The organism is Herpetosiphon giganteus (assembly GCF_016907925.1).
In the GTDB taxonomy this organism is placed as follows: Bacteria; Chloroflexota; Chloroflexia; order Chloroflexales; family Herpetosiphonaceae; genus Herpetosiphon; species Herpetosiphon giganteus.
In genome coordinates this window covers 171116-187562 of the sequence record NZ_JAFBCZ010000008.1, presented here as the reverse complement: position 1 = coordinate 187562, position 16447 = coordinate 171116, and the positions used below count along the sequence as shown (strand labels likewise).

Here is a 16447-nt window from a genome sequence, read left to right as displayed (position 1 = left end):
TGGGCCAAAAGGTTCAGTTTCAAGCACGAATTAAAAATAACCCGCGCTGATTCGCTACAATCAGCGCGGGGTTGGCATTAAGCTGAGTGTTTTTTAGTTGCGTTGTTGATCAACAAGCGCGATAAAGCGTCGGAAGTGCTCATCGCCATCGTGCGGGCCAGGCCCAGCTTCAGGGTGATATTGCACGCTGAAAACAGGCAAGCTCTGGTGTTGCAAGCCTTCGCAGGTTTGATCATTGCCGCTCACTTCGGTCACATTAACATCGCTGGGCAAGCTGGCAGGATCGAGCGCAAAGCCATGATTTTGGGCTGTGATGCGTACCTTGCCGGTGCTGGTATCAAAAACTGGGTGATTGCCAGCGTGATGGCCGAATGGCAGTTTGAAGGTTGTGCCGCCAAGTGCTTGGCCAATCAATTGATGGCCCAAGCAAATGCCAAACACGGGCACTTGGCCAATTAAATTGCGAATCGTATCCACTGCATACTCCAAGGTGGCGGGGTCGCCTGGGCCATTGGAAATCAACACACCATCGGGCTTTAAGGCCAAGCTTTCTTCGGCAGAGGTACGATTTGGCACAACCGTGACTTTACAGCCAAAGTCGACCAAGCGGCGCAGGGTGTTGCGTTTGACTCCAAAATCGTAAACCACAACATGGCGGTTATGAATTGCTTCAGGCAGCGCCAGTTGCAAGGTGGTGAAATCAGTTGGCGTGCCTTCGTGCCACTCATAGCTGGTTTGCGTGCCAACATCGCTGGCCAAATCGCGGCCTTCCATCACTGGAATGGCTTGGGCTTTGGCGACCAAACTTGCTGGATCAAGGTCTTCGGTTGAGAGCACAGCGCGCATTGCGCCGGCTGCCCGAATATGCCGCGTCAAGGCTCGCGTATCAAGATCAGCCACGGCCATAACACCGCGCCGTGCTAAAAGCTCGCTGAGCGATTCGCTGGAACGCCAATTTGAAGGACGCTCGGTAAAGGCCCGCACGATCAGCGCTTCGGCCCACGGTGTGGCGGCTTCAAGATCAAGCTGATCAATGCCATAATTGCCAATATGCGAGGCCGTTAAGGTTACTAACTGACCGCGATACGACGGATCGGTTAAAATTTCAGCGTAGCCAGTCATGCTGGTATTGAACACAACTTCACCTGCACGTTCGCCGCGTGCGCCGACAGCCCGCCCCCAGAAGGTGCGTCCATCTTCCAATGCCAGTAATGCGCGTGTCATGGCAACTCCAAGCTAGAAGCAATCGGGTGGTTCAGCCAAAACTGAGTACCAACCGAGTATTATAACGGAATCAGCATTTTTTGTGGTGGCTGGTTGCGTTGACGCTCTGCGTAAGATGGCCTATGATTAGGCCAAACTACTGCCGTTCCTCGCTGGCACCAACGTTCTTTAGCACAAAGGAAGATCGTCAATGACTGACACGCTTCTGATTAGCAAAGCCGATAATGTAACGACCCTCACGCTGAATCGCCCAGCAGTCCGCAATGCGGTCGACCAACCAACCATGGACGCGCTGCGGGCAGCGATCGAGGCTTGCGAAGATGATGGCACTCGTTGTATTGTGATTGCTGGCGCTGGTGGCGCGTTTTCATCAGGGGCCGATATTATGGCAGCCTTGCAATCTGGTGGCACGCCAAATGATGTATATCGGGTTTTAACCGAATCGTATGGCCCAACCTTGTTGAGCATTCGCCAATCGTCTTGGCCAGTTATTGCCGCTGTCGATGGCGTTGCCGCAGGGATTGGATCGGATTTGGCCTTGGCCTGCGATTTGCGTTTGGTATCAAGTCGTGGCCGCTTCTCAGAAATCTTTATCAAAGTTGGCTTAATTCCCGATGGTGGTGGGACGTATAGTTTGCCACGGTTGATTGGCCTTGGCCGCGCTATGGAACTGATGTTAACTGGGGCGATGGTTGAGGCTGAACGCGCTTTGGCTTGGGGTATGGCCAATGCGGTCTTTGATGAAGCAAATTTTGCCAACGATGTGCAAGCTTATGCTGCAACGATTGCAGCACAGGCTCCTTTGGCGTTAACCAGAGGCAAACAGGCGATGCTGGCGGCTCAAAACGATCAAAGCTTTGCCGATGCGCTCCGCCGCGAAGCTGAATTCCAGCGCGAAATTTTTAATAGCGAGGATGGCTTTGAAGGCTTTCAGGCCTTTTTGCAAAAACGCCCACCTGTGTGGAAAGGACGATAACTCGTGATTGCAACCCCGTATAGCTCAGCTCAACAGCGCTCACGCTTTGTCTGGTTAATGAGTATCCAAGCGGTTTTGGTCGTTGTATTGCTCATCGCATCAACGCTCTTGACGTTTGGCATGAACCGGCTGAGCGCTCGTGATGCATCTTTGCTGAGCTATCGGGTGCGTTTAAACGATGTCCATATCGCCTTGTTGGCCTTGCATAACAACTTGCGCGGCTATACCACTACCGGCTCGGAGATTTTCTACGACGAGATTCAAAAACAGCATGCGATTGTGGCCGAGGGTTTAGACGTTCTAGCGCTCAACCCGCCCGATCCTAGCTTGCCTCAGGTTGTGCAGCAAATTCGCGAATGGCTCACCAATACCTATCAACCAGTGCTGGATTCGGTAGCCAAGCAAGATCTGCTTTTGGCCGAATTGACCCTTGAACAAGGCCGCCCGCAAATCGAAGCGGTAATTGATACAACCAGTACTTTACGCATCCAGTTGCGCGAACGATCCGATGGCTATCGCGCCCAAATCGATACCTACAACTGGATCAAATTCGCCTCGATTGGTTTGCTTTCGGCTTTGATTGTGGTTTCGATGCTTGTCACACTGCGTTTTTGGCGCACCCAACAGCATTTAATTCATGAAATCGAAGATAAAGGTAGTCAACTGCTGCAAAGCAATCATGAGTTGAGTTTCAATACCAATCAATTATCAATTATTAACAGTATTTTGGGCGTGCGGATCAACGAGTCGCGGGTGTTGCGCGAAATTAGCGATTATTTGGTCACTAATCCGACTCCTGCTGAAGCCTATACGTTTGTGGCCCAAACGGTGGGCAACGTCTTGAATACGTGGTGTAGTATTGCCCTGCGTTTTCCGCCGCCACGCGAAGAGTTTCTCGATGTGCTGGCTTCGTATCATGCATTGCCAAGCCGTCAAGCCTACATCGACCAAATGGTGCAAAGCGTTCAGTTTCGAATTGATAACGGCCTGTATTCGCCAATCTTTACTGAACGCGCTCAGGTGGTTGAGCTTTTCAATGTGCCAGCTGAGCAACGTCATCCGAATTATCTGACTAGCGAAGTGCGCGAACATTTAGAGCCGTTTACGCTCTATTCGTATCTTGCAGTGCCAATCAAAATTCAAGATGAAGCAGTTGGCATGATTTCGGCGGCCTCTGATTCGCCCGAACGCTTGCTCGACCACGACCAAACCTTGTTTGTGCGTCAAGTGGCTGATCGCTTAGCTGCATGGCTCGAAAATATTCAACTATTTTATTTGCTCAAGCAGCAAGCCAACGAGTTGCAAACCAGTTTCGACAGCATCGATGATATTGTGGTTGCCTACGATAGCCGAGGCCATCAAACTAGGATTAACGAGGCTGGCTTGCAATTCTTTGCTGGTCGTCACTTCGATTTTCTTTCGACGACCTTGGTTTGGCGCACCGCCAAGGGCAATGTGCTTGGCTTCGATGAACATCCGGTGCAACAAGCCTTGGCTGGCACAACCGTGCGCGATGTTGAAGTTGCCTTGGCGCGCTCCGATGGCGTGCCGATTATTCACGAGGTCAGCGTCTCGCCATTGCGTTCTGGCGATGGCATCATCGAGGGGATTGTGCTGGTCGCCCGCGATTTGACCGCCCGCAAAGAGCTTGATCGGCTTAAAGAAGAATTAGTGGCCAACATGAGCCACGAGTTGCGCACGCCGCTGACCGCAATCTTGGGCTATAGCGAGCTGTTGCTCAAACGCCGCACCGAAGTGCTCACGCCATGGCACACCACCAAAATTGATGGCATTCGCACCGGCGGCCAGCGTTTGCTGAGCTTGGTCAATGACCTGCTGGATATTGCCAAACTTGATGCTGGCCGAATTGAGTTGCAACGCCAAACGACGCTCATCAATAGCCTTTTGGAAGAGCAAGTGTCCATGTTGCAAACGATGATTCGTGAGAAAAATCAAACGCTGATTTTGCAATTGAGCGATGATTTGCCCTTGCTGATGATCGATCCTGAGCGGATTGGCCAAGCAGTGACCAACCTTTTGAGCAATGCAATTAAATTTACACCCGAGCACGGTACAATTACCTTGGCTTCAGCGGCCTTAAATATCAACGAACAAGGCCAAGTTGAATGGTTGGCCCAAGCCTTAGATACCGAAGTGCCGCCGATGTTGGCTGGCCAATATGTGCTGATTCAGGTCAACGATAACGGGGTTGGCGTGCCTACCGAAGCACTGCTCAAACTGTGGGATCGTTTTTATCAAGTCGAAGGTGGCTCAACCCGCCGTTTTGGTGGCACGGGCTTAGGGTTATCCATTGTTCAGCAATTGGTCGAGTTGCATGGTGGTCGCACATGGGCCTCCAGCGCTGGCGAAAATCAAGGCAGCAGCTTTACAATTATGCTGCCAGCCAGCCGTGGCACGCAGCTGGCGCGGCTCAACCAAGGTGTGCGGCGTACAATTCTGGTCATCGAAAACGATCAACATTTAGCACTGCAACTTGAAGAACAATTAAACTCTGCTGGCTTCGAGGTGATTGTTGCCGCCGATCGGCATAGTGCGTTGGCCTGGGCCAAACAGCATTCACCAGCAGCAATTACCCTCGATTTGGTGATGCCCAATAGCGAAAGCTGGGAAACGCTGGCGGCGTTGCGTGAAATTGACCATTTAGCCCAAGTTCCCGTCTTGATCGCAAGCGACGCTTCGTTATACAATGAGCTACCAGGGGTTGGGGTCTCCACCTATGTTGTCAAGCCAATCGATAGCAACATTCTGATTCGGATTATTCGTCAGTTGCTTGGGGTGCAAACCCAATCGGGCTTTATTCTGGTTGTTGATGATGATTATGATATGGCCGAATTGCTGTGTGCAACTTTGCAGGAGCATGGCTATCTGACCCAAGCTTCGTATGATGGCGCTGCGGCGCTTGATCTGATTCAACAGGGCAATTATCCCCAACTGATTTTGCTTGATCTGATGATGCCTGTGGTTGATGGCTTTCAACTGCTCGAACGACTGCGTGCCAATCCTGAAACCCGCAATATTCCGGTGATTATTGTGACGGCACGCGACTTAACCAACGATGAAATTCGCCAATTGCGCCAAGCTGCGCAAGCCATTCAGACCAAACATACCCTCAGTATGCGTAAGCTGGTTGCTGAAGTCCAACGGTTTGCCCCGTTGAAGGAATCGGATACTCCATGAACAAACCAGTTTTTCTGCTGGTCGAAGACGATCCATACAACCGCGATATTTTGCGCGAAATTCTCGAGGATTATGCCGATTGCGAGATTGTGGAAACCACCAATGGGCGAGAAGCGCTTAATTGGCTTTTAGATCAATCCAAACTGCCAAACCTCATTTTGCTGGATATGATGATGCCCGAGATGGATGGCTTTGAATTTCTGCGCCACTTGGGCAACCATCCTCAGCATGACCAACTGCGGGTAGCTGGCGTGAGCGCCCGGGCACATAGCCACGACCGCGATCGAGCGCTCCAAGCGGGCTGCTGGCGCTATCTCACCAAACCCTTTGATATTCACGAAATTGAATCAACAATTGCTGCGGCGCTGACAAACTAAGGTTTCGGCAGTGCGGTGGTAGATTTTTCTATGGCTTTTTAGGAGGTTTCATTGATGATTCCCCAGACGGCTACGACGCTCAATTTGGCCACAATGCTCGATGATCACGCCCGCAAGCGCCCCAACCGCACTGCCCTCATTTTCAACGATATGCGTTTCAATTATGCCCAGCTGAATGCTATGACCAACCAAATTGCCAATGGCATGCTGGCGCTTGGCATCAAGCCTGGCGATCATGTGGCGCTGTCGTGCCCCAATTTGCCCTATTTTCCCATGGTTTATTACGCTGCACTCAAAGTTGGCGCAGTGATCGTCTGTTTGAATATTATGTTGAAGCCGCGCGAAATCGCCTATCACCTCAACGATTGCGATGCGAAGGCCTTCTTCTGTTTCGAGGGCACTGCCGAATTGCCATTGGGTCAAATGGGCAAAGCTGGCTTTGATCAAGCTGAAAACTGCGAGCACATGATCGTGCTGACCGTCAATCCTGCTGCGCCATCGCCCATCGAAGGGGTCAAAACCTTGGGCCAATTGATGTACAATCAGGCTCCAACATTTACGACCCACCCTACCAAGGCCGACGATACGGCGGTAATTTTCTATACCTCAGGCACGACTGGCCAGCCCAAAGGCGCAGAACTCAGCCACGCCAATATGTTTTTCAATGCCATGGTTGCCCGCGATTTGGCCTGGCCAATTCTTGATAATAGCCTCGATGGCTCGAATGTGGTGTTGATTACCTTGCCACTTTTTCACTCAACCGGCCAAACCGCCCAGATGAATGCCAATATTTTTGCTGGCGCAACCCTGACCTTGCTGCCGCGTTTCGAGCCAGCTACAGTTCTGTCCGTAATGGAGCGCGATAAAGTCAATCTCTGGACGGGCGTGCCAACTATGTTTTGGGCGCTCTTGCAATATATCGCTGCCAATAAGATCGATCCCACGCCGATTGCTGCCAACTTGCGCCTAACCTCATCGGGCGGTGCACCAATGCCGGTTGAAGTGATGCGCCAATTCGAAGAAGTGTTCGGCGTGCGAGTGCTCGAAGGCTATGGGCTTTCGGAATGTTCGCCGATCGCCACCTTCAATCATATCGATCTACCTTCGAAGCCAGGCACGGTTGGCCAACCAGTCTGGGGCGTTGAAGTACGCTGCGTCGATGATGCTGGCAATCCAGTTGCCGCAGGCGAAAAAGGCGAAATTCTGATTCGCGGCCATAACGTGATGAAGGGCTATTACAAACGCCCCGATGCAACTGCCGCCGCCATTCAAGATGGCTGGCTCTATACTGGCGACGTTGGCACGATTGACGAAGATGGCTATCTCTCAATCGTCGATCGCAAGAAAGATATGATTTTGCGTGGTGGCTACAATGTCTATCCCCGCGAGATCGAAGAAGTGCTGATGACGCACCCAGCGGTTTCGTTGGTGGCCGTGCTCGGCGTGCCCGACGAAAAACTTGGCGAAGAAGTCAAGGCCTTTATCGTCAAAAAGCCAGGCGCTGAAGCCACCGAAGAAGAAGTTGTGGCTTGGTGTCGCGATCAATTTGCTGCCTACAAATACCCACGCATCGTCGAATTCCACGAACAATTGCCCATCAGCGCCACTGGCAAGATTCTCAAACGCGAATTGCGCTAGGCTTTTGTAAAGGATGAAGGATGAAGGATGAGGGATGAATGCCGAAAGGCAAAAGTCGAAAATCAGAAATCAAAAGCCCACAGCCGATAGCCCAATCCCAAGAATCTGTGCCAATTTGTGGCGAAAAAAGGATTAGGTTATCGGCGATTGATTGAAACCCAAAGCCCATAGCCATTTCCCTTCGTGCTCTTCGTGTCCTTCGTGGATCAATGTCAACGCAGAGTCGCAGAGGAATGATGGCTATGGGCTATTGGCTATTGTCTTTGAGTAATTAATAATCTGAGCCAATCTGTGTCAATCTGTGGCGATGGGCTTTGGACTTTGGGCTTTCGGAGATTGATTTAAAATCCCAACCCTTGTTCCGATAGCCAAGAGCCTACAGCCGATAGCCAACTCAACCTTCTCGTTCTTCGCGGTTTCAACTCTTCGTATTCTATATTCTATGCTCTATGCTCTTTGCCCTAACTCCTCCGCTCAACGATTGTTATAATACTGATGAACTATCGTTGTCTTATTCGCTGATGGAGGCGTGTTGTGAAGTTTCTGATTGCTCTTGATCAAGCTGGTGCTGTTGATCCAGCGTTGGTTGGTTTGACTGCGCTCAATTTAGCTGGGACGACTCCTGGCTTTGTCTTGAATACAACGGTTTATCATACAGCGCCGCATGGCGAAATTACCCCCGATGTTGAGGCCGAAATTGCTCAAGCCTATGCAGCGTTGGGCGTAGAACAGGTTGATGTGCTTGCTTCGCCAGCGATTGTTGGTGGCGCGCCAAGCGAGGCTCCAATGGCCTTTGCCAGTTTTACCGCAGTTCAAGGAGTCGACAAAATTGTCTTGGCAGCCGAGCGTTGCTGGCAATCGGCTACCAGCGAGGCAGCGCGCAAATTCTATAGCGAGCAAGCAATTAATCCCGATGATGTGCAACTGGCCGTGGTGATTATTCCAAGTAGTAGCCAAGCCTAGTGCAAGAATTCGCCGTGGCTAGGCTCTTTGCAAAACAGCCCAAGATGGATAGGTTTTCGGCATGCATGCTGCTATAATGCTGCTATGCCCGCCGAAACGTTCAATTGAATCATCAAATCAGTTTTGTCGAGAGGTTGCTTATGTTTCGTCGTTTCTCTGGCTTGCTTGCTGTCGTTATGCTCGGAGTGCTCAGTTTGGTATTGCTCCAGCCAGCAGCTGCAAGTAGCTTGGCTCAACCACCTCGTCCAACCTTAACGCCTACTCCGCTGCCGACAGAAACGCCCTTACCCACGGCAACTCGTTTACCTGCAACCGCAGTTCCGGTGGTTACTGCTGAACCAACCGCAATTGCGCCAACGCTTGAGCCAACTGCAACGCTTGAACCAACCGCGATTGCGCCAACTGCAACCGCCTTGCCAAGCGCAACGCTCGTGCCGGCTACCGCTACCCCAATGCCACCAGTAACCTTGCCTGATACCGGTGTGGTCAAACCCGCTCCGGTTGCTTTGCCGGTCACCAGCAGCCCATCAACCTCAAATACGTGGTTATGGCTGGGTGTGGCTTTGATTGGCTTGGGTTTGGTTGGGCGTTTTGGGTTGAAGTTTATGCGCTAAACCGTGAAACGACGCTTCGCTCCGCCTGCTGGCTGTCCGCCTGGTTCGTTTGGGCTGCCGCTCATTGGCGAGATTCGTGAGTGGGCCGCTGACCCATTGCAATTTGCCCAAGAACGCGCTCAACGCTATGGCCCGATTTGGTCGACCCATCTTTTGGGTCGGCCTTGTGTTGTTTTATTGGAGCCAGCGGGCAATCGCTTTATGCTCAGCCAATCAAGCCAGCATTTTTCGTGGCGCGCTGGTTGGGGCCGCGCAATGCTGCGCCTCATCGGTGGCGGCTTATCATTAACTGATGGTCAACAGCACGATCAGCAACGCCATATTCTCAAGCCTGCCTTTGCCCATGCAGCGCTGCAACAATTGCAACCGCAGATTCAGCGGCTCATTCAAGCACAAATTCAAACATGGCTCGCTGCCGATCAGGTTTGTTTATTGGAGCGCTTGCAGGCCTTAGCCTTTGATGTGGCCTTGTTGGTAGTTTGCGGACGCACGCCAGCCCCAATTGCCGAGGCTTTGCACCACGATTTTGCGGCCTTTACCGCTGGCTTGTTTACCCCAGTACCCTACCCAATTCCGGCCACGCCCTATTATCGGGCGCAACAGGCTGGGCGACGTTTGCGCCAAAGCTTGAGCTATCTCATCGAGTTGCGGCGTTTGAGCTTGCAACCTGATGCGTTGGATAGTTTGAGTTTGCTTTTACACGCCGACCCGAATCAGACCGACGATCAATTAATTAGTGAATTATTGCTCTTGCTGTGGGCTGGCCACGATACGGTTGCTTCGTTGCTGACTTGGATTTGCCTTGAATTGGCTCAGCAGCCTGAAATTCTGCAACGTTTGCGCCAAGAAATTAGTACTAATCAACATAGTTTGCTTGATCATGTGTTGCGCGAGGCCGAGCGCTTACACCCGCCCGCGCCTGGTGGTTTTCGCGGCGTGGTTGAAGCCTTTGAGTATGCTGGCTATCATGTGCCGCAAGGCTGGCTGGCAATGTACTCATCGGTTTATACCCACCAGATGCCAAGTTTGTGGCATAATCCAACCCAGTTCAACCCCGATCGTTTTGCAGCCCCAAGCAACGAGGGCAAACAAGCCTATAGTTTGGTTGGTTTTGGCGGTGGGCCACGAATTTGCATCGGTTTAGCGTTGGCCCAAATCGAAATGCGCTTGGTTGTGCGCGAATTAATCGCCAACTACGATTGGCAACTTGTGCCCAATCAAGATTTGCGGCCAGTTTGGTTGCCAACCAACCAACCGCGATCAGGCGGTCTAATCACAATCCAGCGGATTTAAAGGAAACGGTTATGGCTGAAATTGACCAAATTCAGATTGTTGGCGCACGCCAGCATAATCTTAAAAATATCGATTTAGCCATTCCCAAAGGCAAATTGGTGGTTTTTACCGGACCATCGGGAGCGGGCAAATCGACCTTAGCGTTTGATACGATTTATGCTGAAGGCCAGCGTCGCTATGTTGAATCGCTTTCGAGCTATGCGCGCCAATTTTTGGGCCAATTGCCTCGGCCCGAAGTTGATAGCATTCGCGGTTTAGCGCCAGCGATTGCGGTTGCCCAGCAAACAATCAATCGTTCGCCGCGCTCAACTGTTGGCACAATCACCGAAATTTACGATCATTTGCGCTTGCTGTATGCGCGAATTGGCAAGCCGCATTGCCCAATTTGTGGCCGCTCGATTGAGCAGCAAACCGCCAGCCAAATCGTCGATCAGATTTTGAGCTATCCCGATGGCACGCGCTTGATGATTTTAGCGCCGTTGGTCAACGAGGAAATTGGCTCGCATGCGACGGTTTTGGAGCAAACGCGGCGGGCGGGCTTTGTGCGGGTGCGGGTCGATGGGGCGATTATTGACCTTGATGATCAGATCGATTTAGATCATCATGCGGTGCATAGCATCGAGGTGGTGATTGATCGTCTGATTATTCGCCACAGTGAAGCCATCAGTTTGAACGACCATCCTGATCGGGTGCGAGTGAGCGATTCGGTTGAAACTGCGCTCAAAACAGGTGCTGGCGTATTGCTGGTTCAGCCGATCGATGGTCAGCAGATGCGCTATAGCGAGCATGCAGCCTGCCCTGAGCATGGGCCATTGGCTAGCGGAGCGTTGGAGCCACGCATTTTTTCATTTAACAGCCCGCATGGCGCGTGCCCAGTTTGCGATGGTTTAGGCACAGTTGATGATTTTGATCGAAACCTGTTACAATCCTACGCAGCGCAAACTCTTGGCGAATTGCTTTTGAACCCACTGCGCACTAGCACTACAACCAACCAACAATATTGGGAAGAAACAATTCAGGCTGTAGCAGACGCTTTGGCCATCGATCTCGAGCAGCCTGTTGACACAATGGCGGGCTGGGCGTTAGATTTATGGCTCGAAGGCACGCTGCCAAGCGCTGAGCAATTGCATTTAAGCAAAACCTTGCGCCGCCAATTGGAGGCTTGGCCTGGATTGCTTGGTTGGTTGCGCCAACATTGGCAACAGGCAAGCGAACAAGAGCGCGAAGGCCTGAGCCACTATCGCCAAGGCACTGTTTGCTCTGCATGCGAAGGTTCGCGCTTGCGACCAGAGGCGCGGGCAGTTACACTACAAGGGCGGGCGATTGATCAAATCACGAGCTTATCGATTGAGGCATGTTTTGCGTGGCTCAGTGCGTTGCCTAACAAATTGCGGCGCGAGCGCGATCAGCAAATTGCAGCGCCGATTGTGCGTGAACTGGTGTTGCGCTTACAGTTTTTGCGTGATGTTGGGTTAGAATATTTGAGTTTGGCGCGCACTGCTGATAGCTTATCTGGTGGTGAAGCGCAACGGATTCAGTTAGCCACCCATATTGGAGCCGGATTATCAGGGGTTTTGTATGTGTTGGATGAGCCGTCGATTGGTTTGCATCCACGCGATACAGCGCGCTTATTACAAACATTATTACAACTGCGCGACCTTGGGAATTCGGTTTTGGTGGTTGAGCATGACCCAGCGATAATTGCGGCGGCGGATTGGGTGGTTGAAGTTGGGCCGACGGCAGGCTTGCAAGGTGGGTATATTATTGCGAGCGGCACAGTTGAACAACTGATGGCCCAGCCCAATTCGCAAACTGGCCACTATTTAGTTGGCCAACGTCAGCTTGGTGTGCCTCAAACACGGCGAAAGCCAACCCATGCTACACTACTGCTACGTGGAGCCAAGCAGCATAATCTCAAAGATCTTGATCTAACGATTCCTTTAGGCTGTTTGGTGGCGATTACTGGCGTTTCTGGCTCGGGAAAATCGAGCTTTATTCATGAGATTCTCTACCCACGGCTGGCCAACGAATTGCATGGTAGCCGGCTAGCAGTGGGTCGGCATCGCAGCCTTGAAGGCTATGAGCAACTTGATAAAGTGATTGCGGTTGATCAAACGCCGCTTGGGCGTTCAGCGCGTTCCAATCCTGCGACCTACACCGGTATTTTCGACGCATTGCGTCAATTGTTTGCTGGGACAGCTGAAGCCAAAGTGCGGGGCTATGGAGCCAGCCGATTTTCCTTTAATGTTAAGGGCGGGCGCTGCGAGCAATGTCGTGGCGAAGGTGTGGTAACGATTGCCATGCAATTTTTACCAGATTTAGCGGTGACCTGCGACGCATGCGCTGGGTTGCGTTATAATCGGGAAACCCTTGATATTCGCTATCGTGGGTATACCATTGCTGATGTACTCGCCATGACAGTTGGCCAAGCCTTAAGCGTTTTCGAGCGCATTCCGGCCTTGGCGCGGAAACTTGAGAGTTTGGTTGAGGTTGGGTTAAGCTATTTGACCCTAGGCCAGCCAGCGGCGACTCTTTCGGGGGGCGAAGCGCAGCGGGTAAAACTAGCGGCAGAGCTAGCACGTCGCGGGACAGGCCGAACCCTGTATATTCTTGATGAACCAACAACAGGGCTCTATTGGACAGATGTTGAACGGTTAATTGCGATCGTGCAACGCTTGGTTGATACAGGAAACAGCGTTGTGGTGATTGAACATCACCTTGACGTGATCAAGACCGCCGATTGGGTGATCGATTTAGGGCCTGAAGGTGGAGACACTGGTGGCCAGCTAGTTGTGGCTGGGCCGCCGGAAGTAGTCGCTATGAATCAAGCTTCATGGACTGGCCGTTTCCTTCAAACCGTGTTAGCTTGACGGTATGCCCAAAGCGTGAACAGCAACTGTGAATTTGGGGCATTATAAAGGCACATTGTGTTGACGAAGGTATAGCCTTAATGTACAATGTGCGTGCTGGCCGGGCCACGTTCCGAACCACGCCGTGTTGCCCCACTGCGAAGCTCACAGCATAGTGCAAGGAGTTACTCATGGCAGAAGAGCGCACCAATACGTCTGACGAGCTTGAGCGCCTGTTCTACCCCAATAAAATCGCACGATTGTATCTTCTCAGTTTGGAAGATGTTATGGGCCGCACGGGGGTCAATGCGCTGCTAAATATGGCAGGGATGAAACACCTCGTCAATAACTATCCGCCCAACGACTTAAAACGCGAATTTTCGTTCTTTGATCTCGCAACGATCAGCGAAGCCACCGAAACAATGTTCGGTCCACGGGGTGCGCGTGGGATGGAACTGCGGGCCGGACGGTATGCGTTTAGTCTTGGGTTGAAAGAATTTGGCCCACTATTGGGGATGGCCGACCTTGCGCTCAAACTGATGCCCATGACCATGAAAATGAAGATCGTTTTGAATGCGGTAGCTCAAACATTCGACCGCTTCAGCGATCAGCCGAGTCGGGTAGAAGACCAAAAGGGTCGTTTCCTCTATTACATTGATAAATCACCAGTGTTCTGGGGACGCGGCAATAGCACCCCGATCTTCTATTTGGCGCAAGGGATTATCGAAGAAGCCTTGACGTGGGTGACCGGCGGTCATAACTTCAAGGTCGAACAAGTTGCAAGTCCACGCAATGGCGACCCATACTGTGCGTTTGCCATTGACAAGGAGCCAATAGATTAGGACGATGTAAGTCTGCCAATCTGTGCGCTGGCGACGAGCAGGACGCTCACAGACATCCAACTGTAATCTGTTTGCTGCCCATATTCGTGAAAATCCGAGTATAGTACCAGCAGATCCCAGTTGGTTTCGGTGGTCGAAACGTCTTGAGCTGCAGGGACTCGTTATGAAACGGATTGTTCTCCGCGATCCTACGCTTATCGCTCCCTTTGGAGAACCAGCGCGTGATTTGCGGATTCTCAATAAGCCGCTGTGGCTGCTACACCGTGATCTGCTTGCACGCCACTGCCAAAGTGTTGCGGAAGTAGACGATTGGTCTGAAATTTCACCAAGTAGTGATGAACTCTTGGTGCATAAAGATAATCTCTATTTCAACCGCGATTTCATTGAGACGTTTATCGCTGAGGCACGCGCCACTGGGCAACCTTGCCAAGTGGCTTTTGCTGCTGATGATGCGATGATTACGGCCCATGCTTTGCGATTACAAGAGGGTATTCGCAAGCATGGTAACCATTATATTGCCGACCTCTACTATTTCCCTCGCGGCGTTGTCCCGAATCCACAACCGCTGGTAATCGATACCAATGCCATGGAGATGGGCTACTACCATATTCCAAGCTATATGGCGCCCAACCAAGGGGATTTGGTATTCCAGGTGCCAATTCGTGCGTTTTGTTCAATCGAAAGCTGGGTTCATATTTTCATGACAAACTCTCCCCTCGGGGTGTTTGCATGGGGTCGGAAGCTGGAGCAAGAGGTTGCCAACAGTTGGCGTTTGAAGTTGAAGATTGGCTTTCGCTCGTTTATCGAACGCAAGCACTTTTTGTCATCATCACCAGTGGTCAAGATTGGCAAGAACTGCTCAATCGACCCATCGGCGATTATTCAAGGCCCAACTGAAATCGGTAACAACGTGAATATTGGCGCTGGAGTGGTGATTACGAATAGCTTGATCGGTAATAACGTCACCATCATGCAAGGCTCGCAAGTGATGCTGAGCGTGGTCAGTGACCGTTGTTATTTGCCATTCCGGGCCGCCTTGTTCATGACTGTCTTGATGGAAAATTCGATGGTGGCGCAAAATACCTGTTTGCAGTTATGCGTCGTTGGCCGTAATACCTTTATCGGGGCTGGCAATACCTGTACCGATTTCGATTTGCTGGGCAAGCCAATCAAGACGCTCCATCGCGGGCGCTTGGAAGAAGTTGGCCTGCCAGTCATCGGCTCGGCCATTGGCCATAATTGTAAAATTGGCTCAGGCTTTGTCATTTATCCAGCCCGCAACATTGAATCAGGCACAGTCTTGATTTATGGCGATGATCATTCTGTCATTCCTAAAAATGTTTCGAGTGGTATTTACACCCGCCCACCAGTTTTCTATCCCGACCGCGATCCCCGCGTTCAACGCATTCCTGTGGGCGATCGCGTCGCCGATGAGTACCCAGCAGAACAATTCCGTGATTAACGCTGCATCGCACGCGGCGTGCGATGATGGAGGATACTGTGAGCAAAGAACGCATCTTAGTCGTCGAAGACCAAGCCGATATCTCTGGCTTGCTCAAAATTTACTTCACCTCGCAAGGTTATGAAGTGATGACCGCGATGCGCGGGCAGGTAGCGCTCGATCTTGTGAAACGCACGCCGCCGCATTTGGCCTTGCTTGATGTGAATTTGCCCGATATGACCGGGTATGATATTGGAAAAGCACTGCGCGCCAATGCCCGTACAAAGCATATTCCAATCATTTTCTTAACTGCCCGTGGCGAACGCGGCGATAAAGCTGAAGGGCTTGGGGTCGTCCAAGCCAATGATTATATTGTTAAGCCGTTCGATATTGAAGAAGTGCATATGCGGGTGCGCAATAACTTGGCCTTGGCCCGCGAAAAAAGCCGCACTCACCCAGTCACTGGCTTGCCAACCGCCGAATTGATTAACGAAGAGCTTCGGCGCTTGCTCTCCGCCGAAGTCTGGACGCTCGCAACCGTCCATATCAATGGCTTCGATACCTTTACCCAAGTCTATGGCTCGGTCGTTGGTGAAGATGTGCTCAAATTTGGCGCATTGTTGATCAACGAAGTTGTTAGCGAGTTGGGTGGCCAAGAGGAATTCATCGGCCAGTTAGTGACTGGGCCGGATTTCTTGATTACCTCGATGCCTGAGCGGGCTAAAGCGATTATGGAGCGGATTGCCGAACGCTTTGACCAAGAAATTGGCTTGCACTACAGCTATCCCGACCGCAAACGTGGCTATATTTTGGCCAAAAACGCCGATGGTACTGAACGCCAAGAGCCACTCATGACGGTTTCAATTGGGGTGCTCGATAGCGCCGATGGGCCATTCTACGATATCCGTGAACTCAGCGAAACGGCTGAAAGTGTGCGCCCATTGCCCAACCTGCAAGAAGGTTCAGTTCGTAGCGCTGTGAAATTTGGCCGCTAAGCCAGGAGTTACTGCCTGTGCCTAAAGAACACAAACG

General features: G+C 51.6%; 12 protein-coding genes. 11 read left to right on the top strand and 1 reads right to left on the bottom strand.

Going from position 1 to position 16447, the window contains the following annotated elements; genetic code table 11:
- Positions 1-93: 93 nt before the first annotated feature.
- Complete coding sequence (gene carA, locus JOD20_RS09835) at positions 94-1224, bottom strand: glutamine-hydrolyzing carbamoyl-phosphate synthase small subunit (protein ID WP_204755101.1); 1131 nt, start codon at positions 1222-1224, stop codon at positions 94-96.
- Positions 1225-1414: 190 nt separating this feature from the next.
- On the opposite strand from carA, the gene JOD20_RS09830 reads away from it, so the two are divergent.
- The 11 genes from JOD20_RS09830 (at position 1415) to JOD20_RS09780 (ending at position 16410) form a co-directional block, all read left to right on the top strand.
- A complete protein-coding gene (locus JOD20_RS09830) occupies positions 1415-2200 on the top strand; it encodes an enoyl-CoA hydratase/isomerase family protein (RefSeq protein WP_204755100.1) in 786 nt (261 codons plus the stop codon).
- 3 nt (positions 2201-2203) lie between these two features.
- Entirely contained in the window at positions 2204-5398 is a 3195-nt protein-coding gene (locus JOD20_RS09825; RefSeq protein ID WP_204755099.1) for a response regulator, read from the top strand.
- On the top strand, positions 5395-5775 hold the full coding sequence (locus JOD20_RS09820; protein WP_204755098.1) for a response regulator: 381 nt from the start codon (positions 5395-5397) through the stop codon (positions 5773-5775). The genes JOD20_RS09825 and JOD20_RS09820 overlap by 4 nt, the downstream gene beginning before the upstream one ends.
- Positions 5776-5829: 54 nt before the next feature.
- Positions 5830-7413: a long-chain-fatty-acid--CoA ligase gene (locus JOD20_RS09815; protein ID WP_204755097.1), complete on the top strand. Its 1584-nt coding sequence runs from the start codon at positions 5830-5832 to the stop codon at positions 7411-7413.
- A 534-nt stretch (positions 7414-7947) separates the two neighbouring features.
- A complete protein-coding gene (locus tag JOD20_RS09810) occupies positions 7948-8376 on the top strand; it encodes a PEP/pyruvate-binding domain-containing protein (protein WP_204755096.1) in 429 nt (142 codons plus the stop codon).
- Between the two features lie 140 nt (positions 8377-8516).
- Positions 8517-8990, top strand: coding sequence for a hypothetical protein (locus JOD20_RS09805; protein WP_204755095.1), 474 nt, complete (start codon positions 8517-8519; stop codon positions 8988-8990).
- A 3-nt stretch (positions 8991-8993) separates the two neighbouring features.
- Positions 8994-10283 (top strand): cytochrome P450, encoded by a 1290-nt coding sequence (locus JOD20_RS09800; RefSeq protein ID WP_204755094.1) that lies wholly within the window; start codon positions 8994-8996, stop codon positions 10281-10283.
- A gap of 11 nt (positions 10284-10294) precedes the next feature.
- Positions 10295-13153 carry an excinuclease ABC subunit UvrA gene (gene uvrA, locus JOD20_RS09795; RefSeq protein WP_204755093.1) on the top strand — a complete coding sequence of 953 codons (2859 nt, stop codon included), beginning with the start codon at positions 10295-10297 and terminating at the stop codon, positions 13151-13153.
- A 170-nt stretch (positions 13154-13323) separates the two neighbouring features.
- Entirely contained in the window at positions 13324-13974 is a 651-nt protein-coding gene (locus tag JOD20_RS09790) for a hypothetical protein (protein WP_012191641.1), read from the top strand.
- Between the two features lie 163 nt (positions 13975-14137).
- A complete protein-coding gene (locus tag JOD20_RS09785) occupies positions 14138-15436 on the top strand; it encodes a DapH/DapD/GlmU-related protein (RefSeq protein ID WP_054535432.1) in 1299 nt (432 codons plus the stop codon).
- A gap of 38 nt (positions 15437-15474) precedes the next feature.
- Positions 15475-16410 carry a response regulator gene (locus JOD20_RS09780; RefSeq protein ID WP_204755092.1) on the top strand — a complete coding sequence of 312 codons (936 nt, stop codon included), beginning with the start codon at positions 15475-15477 and terminating at the stop codon, positions 16408-16410.
- Positions 16411-16447 lie beyond the last annotated feature (37 nt).

Bases quoted from the DNA above. Each gene is read 5' to 3' on its own strand.
- JOD20_RS09785 (WP_054535432.1), top strand. From the start codon at position 14,138: ATGAAACGGATTGTTCTCCGCGATCCTACGCTTATCGCTCCCTTTGGA.
- JOD20_RS09805 (WP_204755095.1), top strand. From the start codon at position 8,517: ATGTTTCGTCGTTTCTCTGGCTTGCTTGCTGTCGTTATGCTCGGAGTG.
- JOD20_RS09820 (WP_204755098.1), top strand. From the start codon at position 5,395: ATGAACAAACCAGTTTTTCTGCTGGTCGAAGACGATCCATACAACCGC.
- JOD20_RS09815 (WP_204755097.1), top strand. From the start codon at position 5,830: ATGATTCCCCAGACGGCTACGACGCTCAATTTGGCCACAATGCTCGAT.
- JOD20_RS09830 (WP_204755100.1), top strand. From the start codon at position 1,415: ATGACTGACACGCTTCTGATTAGCAAAGCCGATAATGTAACGACCCTC.
- carA (WP_204755101.1), bottom strand. From the start codon at position 1,224: ATGACACGCGCATTACTGGCATTGGAAGATGGACGCACCTTCTGGGGG.
- JOD20_RS09790 (WP_012191641.1), top strand. From the start codon at position 13,324: ATGGCAGAAGAGCGCACCAATACGTCTGACGAGCTTGAGCGCCTGTTC.
- uvrA (WP_204755093.1), top strand. From the start codon at position 10,295: ATGGCTGAAATTGACCAAATTCAGATTGTTGGCGCACGCCAGCATAAT.